The sequence below is a fragment of the Azospirillum sp. TSO35-2 genome, from assembly GCF_003116095.1.
GTDB lineage: Bacteria > Pseudomonadota > Alphaproteobacteria > Azospirillales > Azospirillaceae > Azospirillum.
In genome coordinates this window covers 91,434-106,736 of the sequence record NZ_LGRA01000013.1, presented here as the reverse complement: position 1 = coordinate 106,736, position 15,303 = coordinate 91,434, and the positions used below count along the sequence as shown (strand labels likewise).

The window sequence follows — 15,303 nt, the reverse complement described above, 5'->3', positions numbered from 1 at the left end:
TCAACGGCCGGCGCCTGCTTTGGTTGCAGGCTCCTCCTTTGGAGAGGGTTACTTCGCAGTTGCAAAAACCCTATCCTGCCACCGCCCACCCTTTCAGGAGCCATCCCATGGACCGCAAGCCGGACGAAACCACGCTGACCGCCAGCCTGCCGAACCTGGAGATCCAGATCATCCACCGTGATTGCCCGGAGGAGAACGCCGAGGTGATCGCCATCCAGTTCCGCGCCACCCCGTCCTTCGACGCGATGCGCGGCCTGCTGGCGCCGTCGCTGATGACCCCGCTGCTGCTGGGCGGCCCCGGCATCGGCGCGGCCGGGATGCCGTCCTCCACCCCGCTGGCCGACCTGTGGCTGGCGCCGATGCGGCTGTGGGGCGAGATGGTGCGGCAGGCCTGGGCGCCGTGGCTGAACGCCACCAAGCGCTGACCGGGCCTTACGGCCACTTCACCTCGGGCGGCAGGCTCATCAGGATCGCCTCGGTGTTGCCGCCGGTCTTCAGGCCAAAGGTAGTGCCGCGGTCGTACAGCAGGTTGAACTCGACGTAGCGGCCGCGGCGGACGAGCTGGTGCTCGCGCTGCTCGGCGGTCCAGGGGCGGTTCATGTGCCGGCGCACCAACGCCGCGTAGGTGTCGAGGAAGGCGGTGCCGACGTCGCGGGTGAAGGCGAAGTCGGCCTCCCAGTCTCCGCTGTCCAGGCCGTCGAAGAAGATGCCACCGACGCCGCGCGCCTCCCCCCGGTGCGGCAGGTAGAAATAGCGGTCGCACCACTCCTTGTAGCGCTGGTAATAGTCCGGGTCGTGGCGGTCGCAGGCGGCGCGCAGCCCGGCGTGGAAGTCGGCGGTGTCCTGGTCGTCGGGCACCATCGGCGTCAGGTCGGCCCCGCCGCCGAACCAGCCCTTGGTCGTCACGATGTGGCGCGTGTTCATGTGCGTCGCCGGCACCAGCGGCGAGCGCATGTGCGCCACCAGGCTGATGCCCGCGGCCCAGAACTCGCCGGTTTCGGCGGCGCCGGGAATGCTGGCGCGGAATTCCGGGCTGAACACGCCATGGACGGTCGAGATGTTGACCCCGACCTTCTCGAACACCCGGCCCTTCATCACCGACATGGTGCCGCCGCCGCCTTCGCCGCCGCCATGGTCGGGGCGGGTCCAGCGGCTGCGTTCGAAACGGCCGGGCGCGAGATCGGCGTGGGTGCCGGTCAACTCGTCCTCCAGCGCCTCGAACGCGGTGCAGATGCGGTCGCGCAGTTCCTGGAACCAGGCGGCGGCACGGGCCTTGCGATCCTCGGTTTCAGCCGAGGTCGGGGAGGTGGCCGATTCGGGTGGGGTGGCGGCGGTCATGGCGTGTCCGTGTCCGGCGGGGGGCTCCAGGGGCTGTCCGGCCCCGGTGCGGCAGTCTGCCGCAAGGCCTCACCCAACACCATCGCCGCGCTGACCGCAACGTTCAAGGAGCGGGCCGGCGGCACCATCGGGATGATCAGCCGGGCGTCGGCCGCCTCATGCACGGCGTCCGGCACCCCGGCGCTTTCCCGCCCGACCAGGATGCGGTCGTCGGGGGCGAAGCGGAAGCCGGTGTAGGGGATCGCCGCCCGCGTCGTTAGCAGCACCAGCCGTCCCGGAGCCTGCCCTTCCGGCCGGGGCGCGGCGGCGTAGGCCGCCCAGGAGCTGTGCCGGGTCCAGTCGAGATGGTCCAGGTAGTCCATGCCCGCCCGCCGCAGCCGGCGGTCGTCCAGCACGAAGCCGCAGGGCTCGACCAGATCGAGCGCCACGCCGAGCCCGGCGGCGAGTCGCATCAGCGTGCCGGCGTTCTGCGGAATGTCCGGTTCGAACAGCACGAGACGCAACGCAGGCCTTGCCTGGAAGTGTTTGTTTTGCATACAAATGTTCGTGCCCTTCGCACACGCGACAAATTGTCCCCCGGACTAGGACTTTTCAAGAGGTCGACGCGACGGTATACCGCACCCGAAACTCCGGAGAAACCAACTCCGGGCGCGCGCGGCATGGCCGAGGGTCGTCGACCCGGCGGACAGGTCCGTCGCGTCGTGCTTAAAGAACGGTCCAACGGTCGTCCGGCGCGGGTATAGTGCGTCGGGCATGCCTTTAGGAGAAACAGGCTTATGGCTCAGACCACGCATCCGCCCGGGACGGGTGGCCACGCGGCCTCCAGCGGCGAGGGCGGTTCTCGCCGCGATTTTCTGTATCTTGCCACCGGTGCGGTCGGCGTTGTCGGAGCCGCTTCGGCGGCTTGGCCGTTCATCGACAGCCTGAACCCGGCCCGCGACACGCTGGCGCTGGCCTCCATCGAGGTCGATCTGGCTCCCGTCGTCGTCGGGCAGGCGATCACCGTCACCTGGCGCGGCAAGCCGGTCTTCGTCCGTCACCGCACCGCCGAGGAGATCGAGTCCGCCAAGACGGTGAACCTCGGTGACCTGCGTGATCCGGTCGCCGACGACGCCCGCGTGAAGAAGCCGGAATGGCTGATCGTCATCGGCATCTGCACCCATCTCGGCTGCGTGCCGCTTGGGCAGAAGGTCACCGATCCGCGCGGCGACTATGGCGGGTGGTTCTGTCCCTGCCACGGGTCGCACTACGACACCGCTGGGCGCATCCGCAAGGGCCCGGCTCCGGCCAATCTGGTTCTTCCCACCTACGCCTTCACCGGCGACACGAAGATCCGGATCGGTTAAACGGCCCTAAGGTTCTGGAGACCCCGAGATGGCTCAGGCTCAAGCCTCGAAATTCAAGAATCCGGTCGTGAACTGGATCGACAGCCGCCTGCCGATCTTCACGATGATGGATCACGAGTACAATCACTACCCGATGCCGCGCAACGTCAACTATCTGTGGGCGTTCGGCGCGATTGCCGGCATCATGCTGGTGATCATGATCGCCACCGGCCTGTTCCTGGCGATGCAGTATTCGTCGCACACCTCGCTGGCCTTCGATTCGGTCGAGCGCATCATGCGCGACGTGAATTACGGCTGGCTGCTGCGGTATCTGCACGCCAACGGCGCGTCGATGTTCTTCATCGCCGTCTACATCCACATGTTCCGCGGCATGTATTACGGCTCCTACAAGGCGCCGCGCGAGATCCTGTGGATCCTGGGCGTGATCATCTTCCTCGTCATGATGGGCACCGCCTTCATGGGCTACGTGCTGCCGTGGGGCCAGATGAGCTTCTGGGGCGCCACCGTCATCACGAACCTGTTCTCGGCCTTCCCGATCGTCGGCGACCCGATCGTCACCCTGCTGTGGGGCGGCTTCTCGGTCGACAACCCGACGCTGAACCGCTTCTTCGCGCTGCACTTCCTGCTGCCGTTCGTGCTGCTGGGTCTGGTGATCCTGCACACCGCGGCGCTGCACGTCTGCGGTTCGAACAACCCGCTCGGCATCGACGCCAAGGGCCCGCAGGACACCGTCCCGTTCAACCCGTACGTCACCGTCAAGGACGGGTTCGCCGTGGTGATCTTCCTGATCGCCTACGCGGCGTTCGTGTTCTTCATGCCGAACTACATGGGCCATCCGGACAACTACATCCCGGCCAACCCGCTGGTGACGCCGGCGCACATCGTGCCGGAATGGTACTTCCTGCCCTTCTACGCCATGCTGCGCGCCATTCCCGACAAGCTGGGCGGCGTCCTGGCGATGTTCGGCTCGATCGCGCTGCTGGCTTTCCTGCCGTGGCTCGACCGCTCCAAGGTCCGCAGCTGCAAGTTCCGTCCGATCTACCGCCAGTTCTTCTGGATCCTGGCCATCGACGGGCTGGTGCTGGGCTACGCCGGTGCGCAGCCGGCCGAAGGCGCCTGGCTGATCATCGCCCGTCTCGGCACCTTCTACTACTTCTTCCATTTCCTGGTTCTGCTGCCGGTGCTGGGCAAGCTGGAACGGCCGCGTCCGCTTCCCACCAGCATCAGCGAGTCCGTTCTGAAGGGCGGTGGCCGCGTCGCCGCCGGCGCCCATGCCAAGCCGATGGAGAAGGCCTGATGCGCGCGTTGAAGACTGCAATCCTCTCGGCGGCGCTGGCGCTCGGCATCGCCGGGGCCGCGCAGGCCTCCGAAGGCGTGCACATCCCCAAGCAGAGCTGGCCGCACGCCGGCATCTTCGGCACCGTCGACAAGGCGGCGGCGCAGCGCGGCTTCCAGATTTACAAGGAAGTCTGCTCGGCCTGCCACTCGATGCGTCTGGTCCCGATCCGCACGCTGGCGGGCATCGGCTTCACCGAGGACGAGCTGAAGGGCATCGCCGCCGGTTATGAGATGCAGGCCGGTCCGAACGACGCGGGCGAGATGTTCAAGCGTCCGGGTGTTCCGGCCGACCGCTTCCCGTCGCCGTTCCCCAACGACCAGGCGGCGCGCGCGTCGAACAACGGCGCCCTGCCGCCGGACCTGTCGCTGATGGCGAAGGCCCGCGTTGGTGGCGAGGACTACATCTACGCCTTCCTCACCGGGTTCGAGGAGCCGCCGGCCGACGTCAAGCTGATGGACGGCATGAACTACAACAAGGTGTTCCCCGGCCATCAGGTCGGCATGCCGAACATCCTGCAGCCCGACGGCGTGACCTACGCCGACGGCACCAAGGCGACGGTCGAGCAGGAAGCCCACGATGTGGCGACCTTCCTGACCTTCGTCGCGGAACCGCACCTGGATGCCCGCAAGCAGATGGGCGTCAAGGTGATCCTGTTCCTGCTGGTGCTGGCCGGCCTGATGTACGCGACCAAGCGCAAGCTGTGGAGCACGCTGCACTGAGGCTTGCCTCGGCGCTCGGTGTTTCGACTGGACAGGGCGCCCCTTCGGGCGCCCTGTTTTGTTTGGGGGACAGGGTCGACCGGGCAGACACGCAGGAGACGAGGCATGGTGGACAGTCTGATCGACGAGATCGTCGATTTCTGGTTCGACGAGGCGATGAAGCCCTATTGGTTCCGCCGGTCGGACAGCTTCGACCGGGCGGTGGCCGACACGCTGGGCCCGCATCACGAGGCGGCGGCGCGCGGCGACTATGATCACTGGATGGAGGACGTCGACGGCTGCATCGCGCTGTGCGTCCTGCTCGACCAAGTGCCGCGCAACATGTTCCGCGACAGCCCGCGCGCCTTCGAAACCGACGCCAAGGCCCGCGCGGTCAGCGACCACGCCATCGCCAACGAATTCGACCTGGAATGCACCAACGACGAGCGGATCTTCCTCTATCTGCCCTATGAACACCACGAGGACATGGCGAGCCAGGACCGCTCGGTCGCCCTGTTCGCCGAGCGGGTGGAGGATGACACCACGCTGCGCTACGCCGAGCGTCACCGCGAGATCATCCAGCGCTTCGGCCGCTTCCCCCACCGCAACGCCGTCCTCGGCCGCCCCAGCACACCGGAGGAGGAGGCGTTCCTGACGGAGCCGGACTCGTCCTTCTGAGGGTGGGCCGTCAGGCCGCCGGTGCCAGCCAGCGTTCCAGGGCGCCCAGCAGGTCGGTGCGGCGGACCGGCTTGGTCAGATAGTCGTTCATGCCGGCGGCGAGGCAGCGGCTGCGGTCCTCCGGCTGGGCGTTGGCGGTCACCGCGATGATCGGGATGCGGGCGCGGTCGTCGCCCAGCGACCGGATCGTCGTGGTGGCGGCGACCCCGTCCATGTCCGGCATGGCGACGTCCATCAGCACCGCCTCCGGCGGCACCGCCGACTGGGCGACGGCGACCACCGCCTCCGCTCCGCCGTTGGCGGTTTCCACCGAGAATCCGGCCTTGGCCAGCAACCCGGCGACGACCATCCGGTTGGTCGCGCTGTCGTCCACCACCAGCAGCCGGCCGCCGCGGGCCTGCGCCCAGTGCATCAGGCGGTCGGCGTCGGTGGCGCGCGACGGCAGCGTCACCGGCAGGTCCAGCGCCGCGCGCAACAGCCCGTCCGGCTGGCGTTCCAGCGTCACCCGGGCGCCCAGCGCCGCCATCAACCGGCGGGACAACTCCAGTCCGAAGCCGCCGTCAGCCGCGCCGCCGTCGCCACGGGCGTCGAACCGGCCGGTCAGCTCGGCGCGCAGCGTGACCCGCTCCCCTCCGTCGGGCAGGGCCGACAGGCGCAGGGTCAGCCGGCCGGGGCCTGGATCGGGCGTGGCGACGACGCTGGCGATGGCGCTGGAGGCCAGCGCGTTGCACAGCGCCGCTGCGGTTTCCGCGTCGCCGACCAGCCGCGGCGGCGTGCCCGACAGCACGTGGATGTCCAGATGGATGCCCCGGCTGTGGGCGAGCGGGGCGGCCGACACCGACAGCATGCGGGCAAGCGCCTCCGGCGCGAAGGGAGTCCCCCGCCGGGTCGGTGCGTGATGCAAAATGTCACTGTCCATGGCCCGCCATTGGCAAAATGCGAAGCAGGTTGCACGGACCGGTTCCGAAAACGGCGGATGCCGTCGCCGAGCCCGGTCCTGCGACCGTTTCTCAGCAAGCGGCGGGCCAGATGGGGCAGATGGGCCCGATCGGGAAAATGGGTGTTCAGCGCTGGGGCATGTCCGGCGGGTTGAACAGGTAGGGGACGAAGCTGCGGTGATGCTCGTTCACCCGCAACTCGCTGCCGATCGGTGGAAACGCGCGCTGCTGGCAGTCGGTGCGCTCGCACAAGCGGCAGTTGACGCCGATCGGCACCGCGGCCTTGACATCGGTGATGTTGATGCCGGTGGCGTAGACCAGCTCCGGCGCGTGGCTCGCTTCGCAACCCAGGCTCACCGCGAACTGGCGCGAGGGCTTCAGATAGGCCCCGCCGCGCTTGGTGACGGTGCGGGCGATGCTGATGTAGGTGGTGCGGTCGGGCATCTGGGCGAACTGCACCAGGATCTTGCCGGGCTGGGCGAAGGCCTCGTGCACGTTCCACAGCGGGCAGGCGCCGCCGAAGCGGGCGAAGTGGAAGCGGGTCGCCGAATGGCGCTTGGTGATGTTGCCCGCCATGTCGACCCGCACGAAATAGAAGGGCAGGCCGCGGGCACCGGGCCGCTGCAGGGTCGACAGCCGGTGGCAGACCTGCTCGAAGCTGGCGGAGAAGCGGCTTTGCAACTGCTCCACATCGTGGCGCAGCGCGCGGGCCTGCGCGGCGAAGGTGCGGTAGGGCATGACCAGCGCCCCGGCGAAATAGTTGGCGAGGCCGACGCGGCAGATCGAGCGCGCGTCCTCGCTGGAGAATTTCGCCTGATCGACCAGCTCGTCGATGAGGTCGCCGAAGCCCAGCAGCGCGATCTGGTTGGCCATGTGGAAGGCCCGGCTCGGCCCGTTCAGCAGCGCCGACAGCCGCAACGTGCCGGTGGACGCGTCGTAGCTGCGCATGGCGGTGTCGCCCGCCTCGTCGGCGACGATCTTCACCCGCACATCGTGGCGCCGCTTCAGGTAGGCGGCGAGTTCGTTCAGCAGCGAACCGGAATGGATCTTCTCGTCGTCCCACAGCCGCTCCGCCGCCTCGTCCAGCGGGCCGACGTAGTTGTTGCAGTAGTGGAAATAATCCCGCACTTCCTCGTAGGGAAACTGCGGCCCGGCAAAACTGTCGCCCTGTTCGCGGTTCGACAGGCTGTCGGCCAGCGACTGCACCCGCTCGTGCAGCTTCTGGTAGGCCTGGTGCAGGCTGAGCACCCGGCGGGCCAGTTCCGGGCTGGAGCCGACGACGCTGCGCAGCTCTCCCGCGGTCAGCGGGGCTCCGCCGAACAGCGGGTCGGCCAGCGCCTCGCGCAGGTCGGAGACGAGGCGGCTGTCCTCGTCCTCCAGGAAGGCGGACAGCTCCAACTCGAACACGGCGGCGATCCGCATCAGCACCGGTAGGGTCAGCGGGCGCTGGTTGTTCTCCAACTGGTTGAGATAGCTGGGAGAAAGTTCCAGCGTCTTGGCGAGCGACGCCTGGGTCAGGCCTCGCTGTTCGCGCAGGCGGCGCAGCTTGTAGCCAAGGAAGAGTTTCTTTTGCATGCGTATAAAATCCCGCCCCGGCGCCGGCCTTGGAAAGCCTCCGTTCTTCGCAAGCTTAGCAAGCGTAGAGTGGCGTTTGCAAAGGGCTTCGCAAGTTCGCACGTTTTTGCGAACAGGCTGTTTGAACCCATGCGAAGTTTGTGAATAATCCGCGGCGTTCCGGTGAACGATTGCGTCGCCGACGCTGGAGCGGGGACCGACACGGCGACGCCTAGGAGTGGAAACGCCCGATGCAAGACATTCTGGCCAAGTTGGAGTCCAAGCGCGCCGCGGCGCGGCTGGGCGGCGGTGAGAAGCGCATCGCCGGCCAGCATGCCAAAGGCAAGCTGACCGCGCGCGAACGCATCGACTTGTTCCTCGACGAAGGATCGTTCGAGGAGTTCGACATGTTCGTCGAACACCGCTGCATCGACTTCGGCATGGAAAACCAGAAGATCCCCGGTGACGGCGTGGTCACCGGCCACGGCACCGTCAACGGGCGACTCGTCTTCGTCTTCAGCCAGGATTTCACCGTCTTCGGCGGCGCGCTGTCGGAAGCGCATGCCGAGAAGATCTGCAAGATCATGGACCAGGCGCTGAAGGTCGGCGCGCCGGTGATCGGCCTGAACGATTCCGGCGGCGCCCGCATCCAGGAGGGTGTCGCCTCGCTCGGCGGCTACGCCGAGGTGTTCCAGCGCAACGTCGACGCGTCGGGCGTCATCCCGCAGATCTCGCTGATCATGGGACCGTGCGCGGGCGGCGCGGTGTACTCGCCGGCGATGACCGACTTCATCTTCATGGTGAAGGACAGCTCCTACATGTTCGTCACCGGCCCGGACGTGGTGAAGACCGTCACCCACGAGGTCGTGACCGCGGAAGAGTTGGGCGGCGCCATCACCCATTCCACCAAGTCGGGTGTCGCCGACCTGGCCTTCGAGAATGACGTCGAGGCGCTGCTGCAACTGCGCCGCTTCGTCGATTTCCTGCCGTCGTCGAACCGCGAGAAGGCGCCGGTGCGTCCCTGCGTCGACCCGCTCGACCGCCAGGACTTCTCGCTCGACACGCTGGTGCCGGAGAACCCGAACAAGCCGTACGACATGAAGGAGCTGATCCTCAAGATCGTCGACGAGGGCGACTTCTTCGAACTCCAGCCGGAATACGCCAAGAACATCCTGATCGGCTTCGCCCGGATGAACGGCTCCACCGTCGGCATCGTCGCCAACCAGCCGATGGTGCTCGCCGGCTGCCTCGACATCGACAGCTCCAAGAAGGCGGCGCGCTTCGTACGCTTCTGCGACGCCTTCGAAATCCCGATCCTGACGCTGGTCGACGTCCCCGGCTTCATGCCCGGCACCAGCCAGGAGTACAACGGCATCATCAAGCACGGTGCCAAGCTGCTGTACGCGTACGCCGAGGCCACCGTGCCGAAGGTGACGGTCATCACCCGCAAGGCGTACGGCGGCGCGTACGACGTGATGTCGTCCAAGCATCTGCGCGGCGACATCAATTACGCTTGGCCGACGGCCGAGATCGCCGTGATGGGGTCCAAGGGTGCGGTGGAGATCATCTTCCGCGGCGACATCGGCGACGCCGAGAAGATCGAGGCGCGGACCGAGGAATACCGCCAGAAGTTCGCCAACCCCTTCGTCGCCGCGTCGCGTGGCTACATCGACGACGTCATCATGCCGCACGGCACCCGCCGCCGCATCACGAAGGCGCTGTCCATGCTGAAGAACAAGCAGCTCCAGAACCCCTGGCGCAAGCACGACAACATTCCGCTGTGAGGGCCGGCAGCATGTTCGAGAAGATTCTCATCGCCAACCGTGGCGAGATCGCCTGCCGCGTCATCCGCACGGCGCGCCGCATGGGCATCAAGACGGTCGCGGTCTATTCCGACGCCGACAAGAACGCCCTGCATGTCGAGATGGCCGACGAGGCCGTGCACATCGGCCCGCCGGCCTCGGCGCAGAGCTACCTGCTGATCGACCGGATCGTCGACGCCTGCAAGAAGACCGGCGCCCAGGCCGTTCATCCCGGCTACGGCTTCCTGTCCGAGAAGCCCGACTTCCAGGAGGCGCTGGCCGCTGCCGGCATCGCCTTCATCGGTCCCGACGCCCATGCCATGCGGGCGATGGGCGACAAGATCGAGTCCAAGAAGCTGGCGAAGGCCGCCGGCGTGTCGACCGTCCCCGGCTATCTCGGCGTCATCGCCGACGATGAAGAGGCGGTGATGATCGCCCGCGACATCGGCTATCCGGTGATGATCAAGGCGTCGGCCGGCGGCGGTGGCAAGGGCATGCGCGTGGCCTGGAACGACGAGGAGGCCCGCGAGGGCTTCCGTTCGGCGACCAACGAGGCACGCTCCAGCTTCGCCGACGACCGCGTCTTCGTCGAGAAGTACATCCAGCAGCCGCGCCACATCGAAATCCAGCTGCTGGCCGACGGGCAGGGCACCTCGCTCTATCTGGGCGAGCGCGAATGCTCGATCCAGCGCCGCCATCAGAAGGTGATCGAGGAGGCGCCGAGCCCGTTCCTCGACGCCGCCACCCGCAAGGCGATGGGCGAGCAGGCGGTGGCCCTGGCCGACGCGGTCCAGTACAAGTCGGCCGGTACCGTCGAGTTCATCGTCGACGCCGAGCGCAACTTCTACTTCCTGGAGATGAACACCCGTCTCCAGGTCGAGCACCCGGTCACCGAGCTGATCACCGGCTTCGATCTGGTCGAGCTGATGATCCGTGTCGCGGCGGGCGAGAAGCTGACGATCAAGCAGGACGACGTCCGCCTGCATGGCTGGGCGATCGAGGCGCGCGTCTATGCGGAGGACCCCTTCCGCAACTTCCTGCCCTCCACCGGCCGCCTGTCGCAGTACCGTCCGCCCGCCGACGACCCCCATGTCCGCGTCGACACCGGCGTGTTCGAGGGTGGCGAGATCTCGATGTTCTACGACCCGATGATCGCCAAGCTCTGCACCTGGGGCTCGACCCGCGATGCGGCGATCGGCCGGATGCGCGAGGCGCTGGACCAGTATTACATCCGTGGCGTCAGCCACAACATCCCGTTCCTGGCCTCGCTGATGGCGAACCAGCGCTTCGTCGACGGCCGGCTGACCACCAACTTCATCGCCGAGGAATACGCCAACGGCTTCCACGCGTCGGATCTGCCGCCGGAGGACCCGGCGGTGCTGGTCGCGGTCGCCGCCGTCATCCACCGCAGCCACAACGACCGCGACATCCAGATCTCCGGCAAGCTGCCGGGCAGCAAGGTCAAGGTGCGCGACGACTGGGTGGTGGTGCTGGACGGCACGCCGCACCCGGTGCACCTGCACCCGGCCGAGGGTAGCCCGCAGCGTGTCGGCTACACCGTCGACATCGACGGCAAGCACCACACGGTGTGGAGCGACTGGCAGTTGGGCGAGCCGCTGTTCCGCGGCACGGTCAACGGCGAGCATGTCTGCATCCAGATCGACCGTGTCGGCATCGGCTATCGCCTGCACCACAGCGGTTCGCAGGCGGTGGTGAAGGTGCTGACGCCGAAGGCGGCCACGCTCGACGCGCTGATGCCGGTGAAGGCGCCGCCGGACATGTCGAAGTTCCTCCTGTCGCCGATGCCGGGCCTGCTGGTGTCGCTGGCGGTGACGGAAGGCCAGGAGATCAAGGCCGGCGAGGTGCTGGCCGTGGTCGAGGCGATGAAGATGGAAAACATCCTGCGGGCCTCGCAGGACGGAACGGTCGCGAAAATCCACGCAGCCCCGGGCAGCAGCCTGGCGGTCGATCAGAAGATCGTGGAATTCGCGTAACCCAATAAGAAAAAAAGCACCCGAGAGGAAGCGTCCCCCTTGCCCCTCTCCCGCCGACCGGCGGGAGAGGGGTTTCGGGAGGAAGCGCACTGAAAAGCTCCTACCTACGCCCATAAGAAGCCCTCAGGAGGCGTCGATGACCGAGTTCCCCAAGAAGACCCTTGCCGATTGGGACAAGCTGGCCGCCAAGGATCTCGGCGCCGACGGCGACCTGGGCAAGCTGACCTGGAAGACGCCGGAAGGTCTCGACGTCAAGGCGCTCTACACCGCCGCCGACCTGGAGGGGTTGGAACTGGATGGCCTGCCCGGCTTCGCCCCCTTCACCCGCGGCCCGCGCGCCACGATGTACGCGGTGAAGCCCTGGACCATCCGCCAGTACGCCGGCTTCTCGACCGCCGAGGAATCGAACGCCTTCTACAAGGCGAACCTCAAGGCCGGGCAGATGGGCCTGTCGGTGGCCTTCGACCTCGCCACCCACCGCGGCTACGACAGCGACCATCCGCGCGTCGTCGGTGACGTTGGCAAGGCCGGCGTCGCCATCGACAGCGTCGAGGACATGAAGCTGCTGTTCGCCGACATCCCGCTCGACAAGATGTCGGTGTCGATGACGATGAACGGGGCGGTGCTGCCGATCCTCGCCGGCTACATCGTCGCGGCGGAAGAGCAGGGCGTGTCGCAGGACAAGCTGAGCGGAACCATTCAGAACGACATCCTGAAGGAGTTCATGGTCCGCAACACCTACATCTACCCGCCCGAACCCTCGATGCGGATCATTGCCGACATCATCGAGTACACCTCGCAGCACATGCCGAAGTTCAACTCGATCTCGATTTCCGGCTATCACATGCAGGAAGCCGGGGCGACGGCGGTGCAGGAACTCGCCTTCACCATCGCCGACGGGCTGGAATATGTCCGCGCCGCCATGTCGAAGGGCCTGCCGGTCGACAAGTTCGCGCCGCGCCTGTCCTTCTTCTTCTCCATCGGCATGAATTTCTTCATGGAGATCGCCAAGCTGCGCGCCGCGCGCCTGCTGTGGTCGTCGCTGATGCAGGAGAAGTTCCAGCCGAAGGACGCGCGCTCGCTGGCGCTGCGCACCCATTGCCAGACCTCGGGCGTGTCGTTGACCGAGCAGGACCCCTACAACAACGTCATCCGCACCACCATCGAGGCGATGGCGGCGGTGCTGGGCGGCACCCAGTCGCTGCACACCAACGCCTTCGACGAGGCGCTGGGCCTGCCGACCAAGACCTCGGCCCGCATCGCCCGCAACACCCAGCTGGTGATCGCCGAGGAAACCGGCGTGACCAAGGTGGTCGATCCGCTCGGCGGCTCCTACTATGTCGAGCACCTGACCCACAGCCTCGCCAAGGCGGCGATGGAACTGATCAATCGGGTCGAGGAGATGGGCGGCATGACCAAGGCCGTCGAGAGCGGCATGCCCAAGCTGCTGATCGAGGAGGCCGCCGCCCGCCGGCAGGCCGCCATCGACCGCGGCGAGGAGGTCATCGTCGGCGTCAACAAGTACCGTCCGGAAAACCCGGAGGGCGTCGACGTGCTGGACATCGACAACACCGCCGTCCGCGAATCGCAGATCGCCCGGCTGAAATCGGTCCGCGCCAACCGCGACGAGGCCAAGTGCGTCGCGGCGCTGGAGGCCCTGACCAAGGCGGCGACCGAGAAGACCGGCAACCTGCTGGCGCTCGCCGTCGAGGCGACCCGCGCCCGCGCCACCGTCGGCGAAATCTCCGACGCGCTGGAAAAGGCCTTCACGCGGCATGTCGCGGTCATCCGCTCGGTGTCGGGCGTCTACGGCTCGGCCTATGACGGCGACGAGGGCTTCAAGAAGATCCAGGAGGATGTCGCCGCCTTCGCCGCTGAGGAAGGCCGCCGGCCGCGCATCCTGGTGGTGAAGATGGGCCAGGACGGCCATGACCGCGGCGCCAAGGTCATCGCCACCAGCTTCGCCGACATCGGCTTCGACGTCGACATCGGCCCGCTGTTCCAGACCCCGGACGAGGCCGCCCGCCAGGCGGTGGAGAACGACGTCCACGTCATCGGCGTGTCGAGCCAGGCCGCCGGCCACAAGACCCTGGTGCCGCAACTGATCGAGGAACTGCGCAAACAGGGCGCCGGTGACATCCTGGTGGTGTGCGGCGGCGTCATCCCGCCGCAGGATTACGATTACCTGTACAAGGCGGGCGCCGCGGCGATCTACGGGCCGGGCACCAACATCCCGAAGGCCGCGGCGGACATCCTGGGCATCCTGCGCAAGCAGAAGGCTGCGGCGTGATGGGTGGCCGATAGGGCTTGCCTGCTTTCCCGCCCTGGACAGTGCCGGGGCGGGAGCCTATCCTTTACAAACCGATCAGGAGTGGGAGGCAAGCCTATGGCCAATCGTTCGGCCGGAAAGAACGGCGCGGCTGCTTCGCGTCACTCCGGCAGGCATGGGCAGGCCAAAACCACCGAAGCTGAAAAGCAACGGTGGATCGAGGAAAATCGTGAGGCCATGAAAGCCTATGATGAATACGTAGAGAAGAGTGGTGTTTTCGGTGACGGCTTAAGGCTGTTTTGATGCGTTTTCTGGATGTGTGCCGCAATCCGGCAGCGCGCAGCCCGAGCAATAATCCGGTGCCCTACCTGCTGATCGTGCAAGGGGACTATGTCGAGATACGGGCATCGAAGCTCGTTGTACCTCTGAGGCGTGAGGCGCATGCACCGCCGCTCATTCGTGACATCATGCCGGTCGTCAATGTTCTCGGCGAAGCCTTTGTTGTGATGACCCCCGAGATGGCTGCGGTTTCGGTGTCCCATATTGGACCAGTCGTGTCATCGCTGAACCATGATTATTTCGCGATTCGACGCGCCATTGATGTCCTGACAGGCGATTTTTGACCATCACCGCCGAAACCGACCTCTACGCCCCGGTGAAAGCCTTTCTGGAAGCCCAGGGCTATGACGTGAAGGCCGAGATCCACGGTTGCGACCTCGTCGCCACCCGGGCGGCCGAGCCGCCGGTGGTGGTCGAGTTGAAGAAACGCTTCACGCTCGACCTCGTGCTCCAGGGCGTCGACCGGCTGGCGATCAGCGACAGCGTCTACCTCGCCGTGCCGCAGCCGGGGCGCAAGGCGACCGGCCCGTCGCCGCTGGACAGCGACGTGAAGAAGCTGTGCCGCCGGCTCGGGCTCGGCCTGCTGATGGTCGATCTTGGGTTGGCGGAGGGCCATCGCGTCGCCGTGCTGCTCGACCCGGTCCCCTACACCCCGCGCAAGGACAAGAAACGCACTCACCGCCTGCTGGGCGAGCACGCGCGGCGGGTCGGCGATCCCAACCGCGGCGGCTCGACCCGGGTCGCCATCGTCACTGCCTACCGCCAGGACGCGTTGCGTTGCGCCCGGCTGTTGCGCGCCGGGCCGCTGACGGTCGCCGCGTTGCGCAAGGCCGGGGCGCCGAAGGACGTCGCCGCCATCCTGCAACGCAACGTCTATGGCTGGTTCGAGCGGGTCGGGCGCGGCACCTACCAACTCACCCCGGCGGGATTGCAGGGGCTGGAGAGCTTCGCCCACGCATTGATCGAGGGGTGACGCCCGTGTCGGCCAAGCCTATGATTGGTGTGACC

15 protein-coding genes are annotated in these 15,303 nt (G+C 66.9%); 11 read left to right on the top strand and 4 right to left on the bottom strand.

Going from position 1 to position 15,303, the window contains the following annotated elements:
• Positions 1-107: 107 nt before the first annotated feature.
• On the top strand, positions 108-425 hold the full coding sequence (locus TSO352_RS07905) for a hypothetical protein (protein WP_109106808.1): 318 nt from the start codon (positions 108-110) through the stop codon (positions 423-425).
• Between the two features lie 7 nt (positions 426-432).
• On the opposite strand, the gene hemF is transcribed toward TSO352_RS07905, so the two are convergent.
• Positions 433-1,338, bottom strand: coding sequence for an oxygen-dependent coproporphyrinogen oxidase (gene hemF, locus TSO352_RS07900; RefSeq protein ID WP_109106807.1), 906 nt, complete (start codon positions 1,336-1,338; stop codon positions 433-435).
• Positions 1,335-1,841 (bottom strand): tRNA (cytidine(34)-2'-O)-methyltransferase, encoded by a 507-nt coding sequence (locus TSO352_RS07895; RefSeq protein WP_199231558.1) that lies wholly within the window; start codon positions 1,839-1,841, stop codon positions 1,335-1,337. The genes hemF and TSO352_RS07895 overlap by 4 nt, the downstream gene beginning before the upstream one ends.
• 273 nt (positions 1,842-2,114) lie before the next feature.
• On the opposite strand from TSO352_RS07895, the gene petA reads away from it, so the two are divergent.
• The 4 genes from petA (at position 2,115) to TSO352_RS07875 (ending at position 5,399) form a co-directional block, all read left to right on the top strand.
• Entirely contained in the window at positions 2,115-2,684 is a 570-nt protein-coding gene (gene petA, locus TSO352_RS07890; protein WP_109106805.1) for a ubiquinol-cytochrome c reductase iron-sulfur subunit, read from the top strand.
• Between the two features lie 28 nt (positions 2,685-2,712).
• Positions 2,713-3,981 carry a cytochrome b N-terminal domain-containing protein gene (locus TSO352_RS07885; RefSeq protein WP_109106804.1) on the top strand — a complete coding sequence of 423 codons (1,269 nt, stop codon included), beginning with the start codon at positions 2,713-2,715 and terminating at the stop codon, positions 3,979-3,981.
• Positions 3,981-4,742 carry a cytochrome c1 gene (locus TSO352_RS07880; RefSeq protein ID WP_109106803.1) on the top strand — a complete coding sequence of 254 codons (762 nt, stop codon included), beginning with the start codon at positions 3,981-3,983 and terminating at the stop codon, positions 4,740-4,742. Before TSO352_RS07885 ends, TSO352_RS07880 begins: the two co-directional genes overlap by 1 nt.
• A 105-nt stretch (positions 4,743-4,847) precedes the next feature.
• On the top strand, positions 4,848-5,399 hold the full coding sequence (locus TSO352_RS07875) for a DUF924 family protein (RefSeq protein WP_109106802.1): 552 nt from the start codon (positions 4,848-4,850) through the stop codon (positions 5,397-5,399).
• A gap of 10 nt (positions 5,400-5,409) precedes the next feature.
• Here the strand turns inward: TSO352_RS07875 and TSO352_RS07870 are convergent, their stop codons facing one another.
• Positions 5,410-6,246 (bottom strand): response regulator, encoded by an 837-nt coding sequence (locus tag TSO352_RS07870; protein WP_247871971.1) that lies wholly within the window; start codon positions 6,244-6,246, stop codon positions 5,410-5,412.
• Between the two features lie 217 nt (positions 6,247-6,463).
• Entirely contained in the window at positions 6,464-7,912 is a 1,449-nt protein-coding gene (locus TSO352_RS07865; protein ID WP_109106800.1) for a short-chain fatty acyl-CoA regulator family protein, read from the bottom strand.
• Positions 7,913-8,142: 230 nt separating this feature from the next.
• Between TSO352_RS07865 and TSO352_RS07860 the strand changes: the two genes are divergently transcribed.
• From TSO352_RS07860 to TSO352_RS07835, 6 genes are all read left to right on the top strand, one after another.
• Positions 8,143-9,675: an acyl-CoA carboxylase subunit beta gene (locus TSO352_RS07860; RefSeq protein WP_109106799.1), complete on the top strand. Its 1,533-nt coding sequence runs from the start codon at positions 8,143-8,145 to the stop codon at positions 9,673-9,675.
• Positions 9,676-9,686: 11 nt separating this feature from the next.
• Entirely contained in the window at positions 9,687-11,687 is a 2,001-nt protein-coding gene (locus TSO352_RS07855) for an acetyl/propionyl/methylcrotonyl-CoA carboxylase subunit alpha (protein WP_109106798.1), read from the top strand.
• 136 nt (positions 11,688-11,823) lie between these two features.
• Positions 11,824-13,977 carry a methylmalonyl-CoA mutase gene (scpA, locus tag TSO352_RS07850; RefSeq protein WP_109106797.1) on the top strand — a complete coding sequence of 718 codons (2,154 nt, stop codon included), beginning with the start codon at positions 11,824-11,826 and terminating at the stop codon, positions 13,975-13,977.
• A gap of 96 nt (positions 13,978-14,073) precedes the next feature.
• On the top strand, positions 14,074-14,259 hold the full coding sequence (locus tag TSO352_RS07845; RefSeq protein WP_109106796.1) for a type II toxin-antitoxin system CcdA family antitoxin: 186 nt from the start codon (positions 14,074-14,076) through the stop codon (positions 14,257-14,259).
• The gene (locus TSO352_RS07840) at positions 14,259-14,579 is read left to right on the top strand and encodes a CcdB family protein (RefSeq protein ID WP_109106795.1); all 321 of its coding nucleotides are present in this window, start codon (positions 14,259-14,261) and stop codon (positions 14,577-14,579) included. Before TSO352_RS07845 ends, TSO352_RS07840 begins: the two co-directional genes overlap by 1 nt.
• On the top strand, positions 14,576-15,268 hold the full coding sequence (locus tag TSO352_RS07835; RefSeq protein ID WP_109106794.1) for a DUF2161 family putative PD-(D/E)XK-type phosphodiesterase: 693 nt from the start codon (positions 14,576-14,578) through the stop codon (positions 15,266-15,268). The genes TSO352_RS07840 and TSO352_RS07835 overlap by 4 nt, the downstream gene beginning before the upstream one ends.
• Positions 15,269-15,303 lie beyond the last annotated feature (35 nt).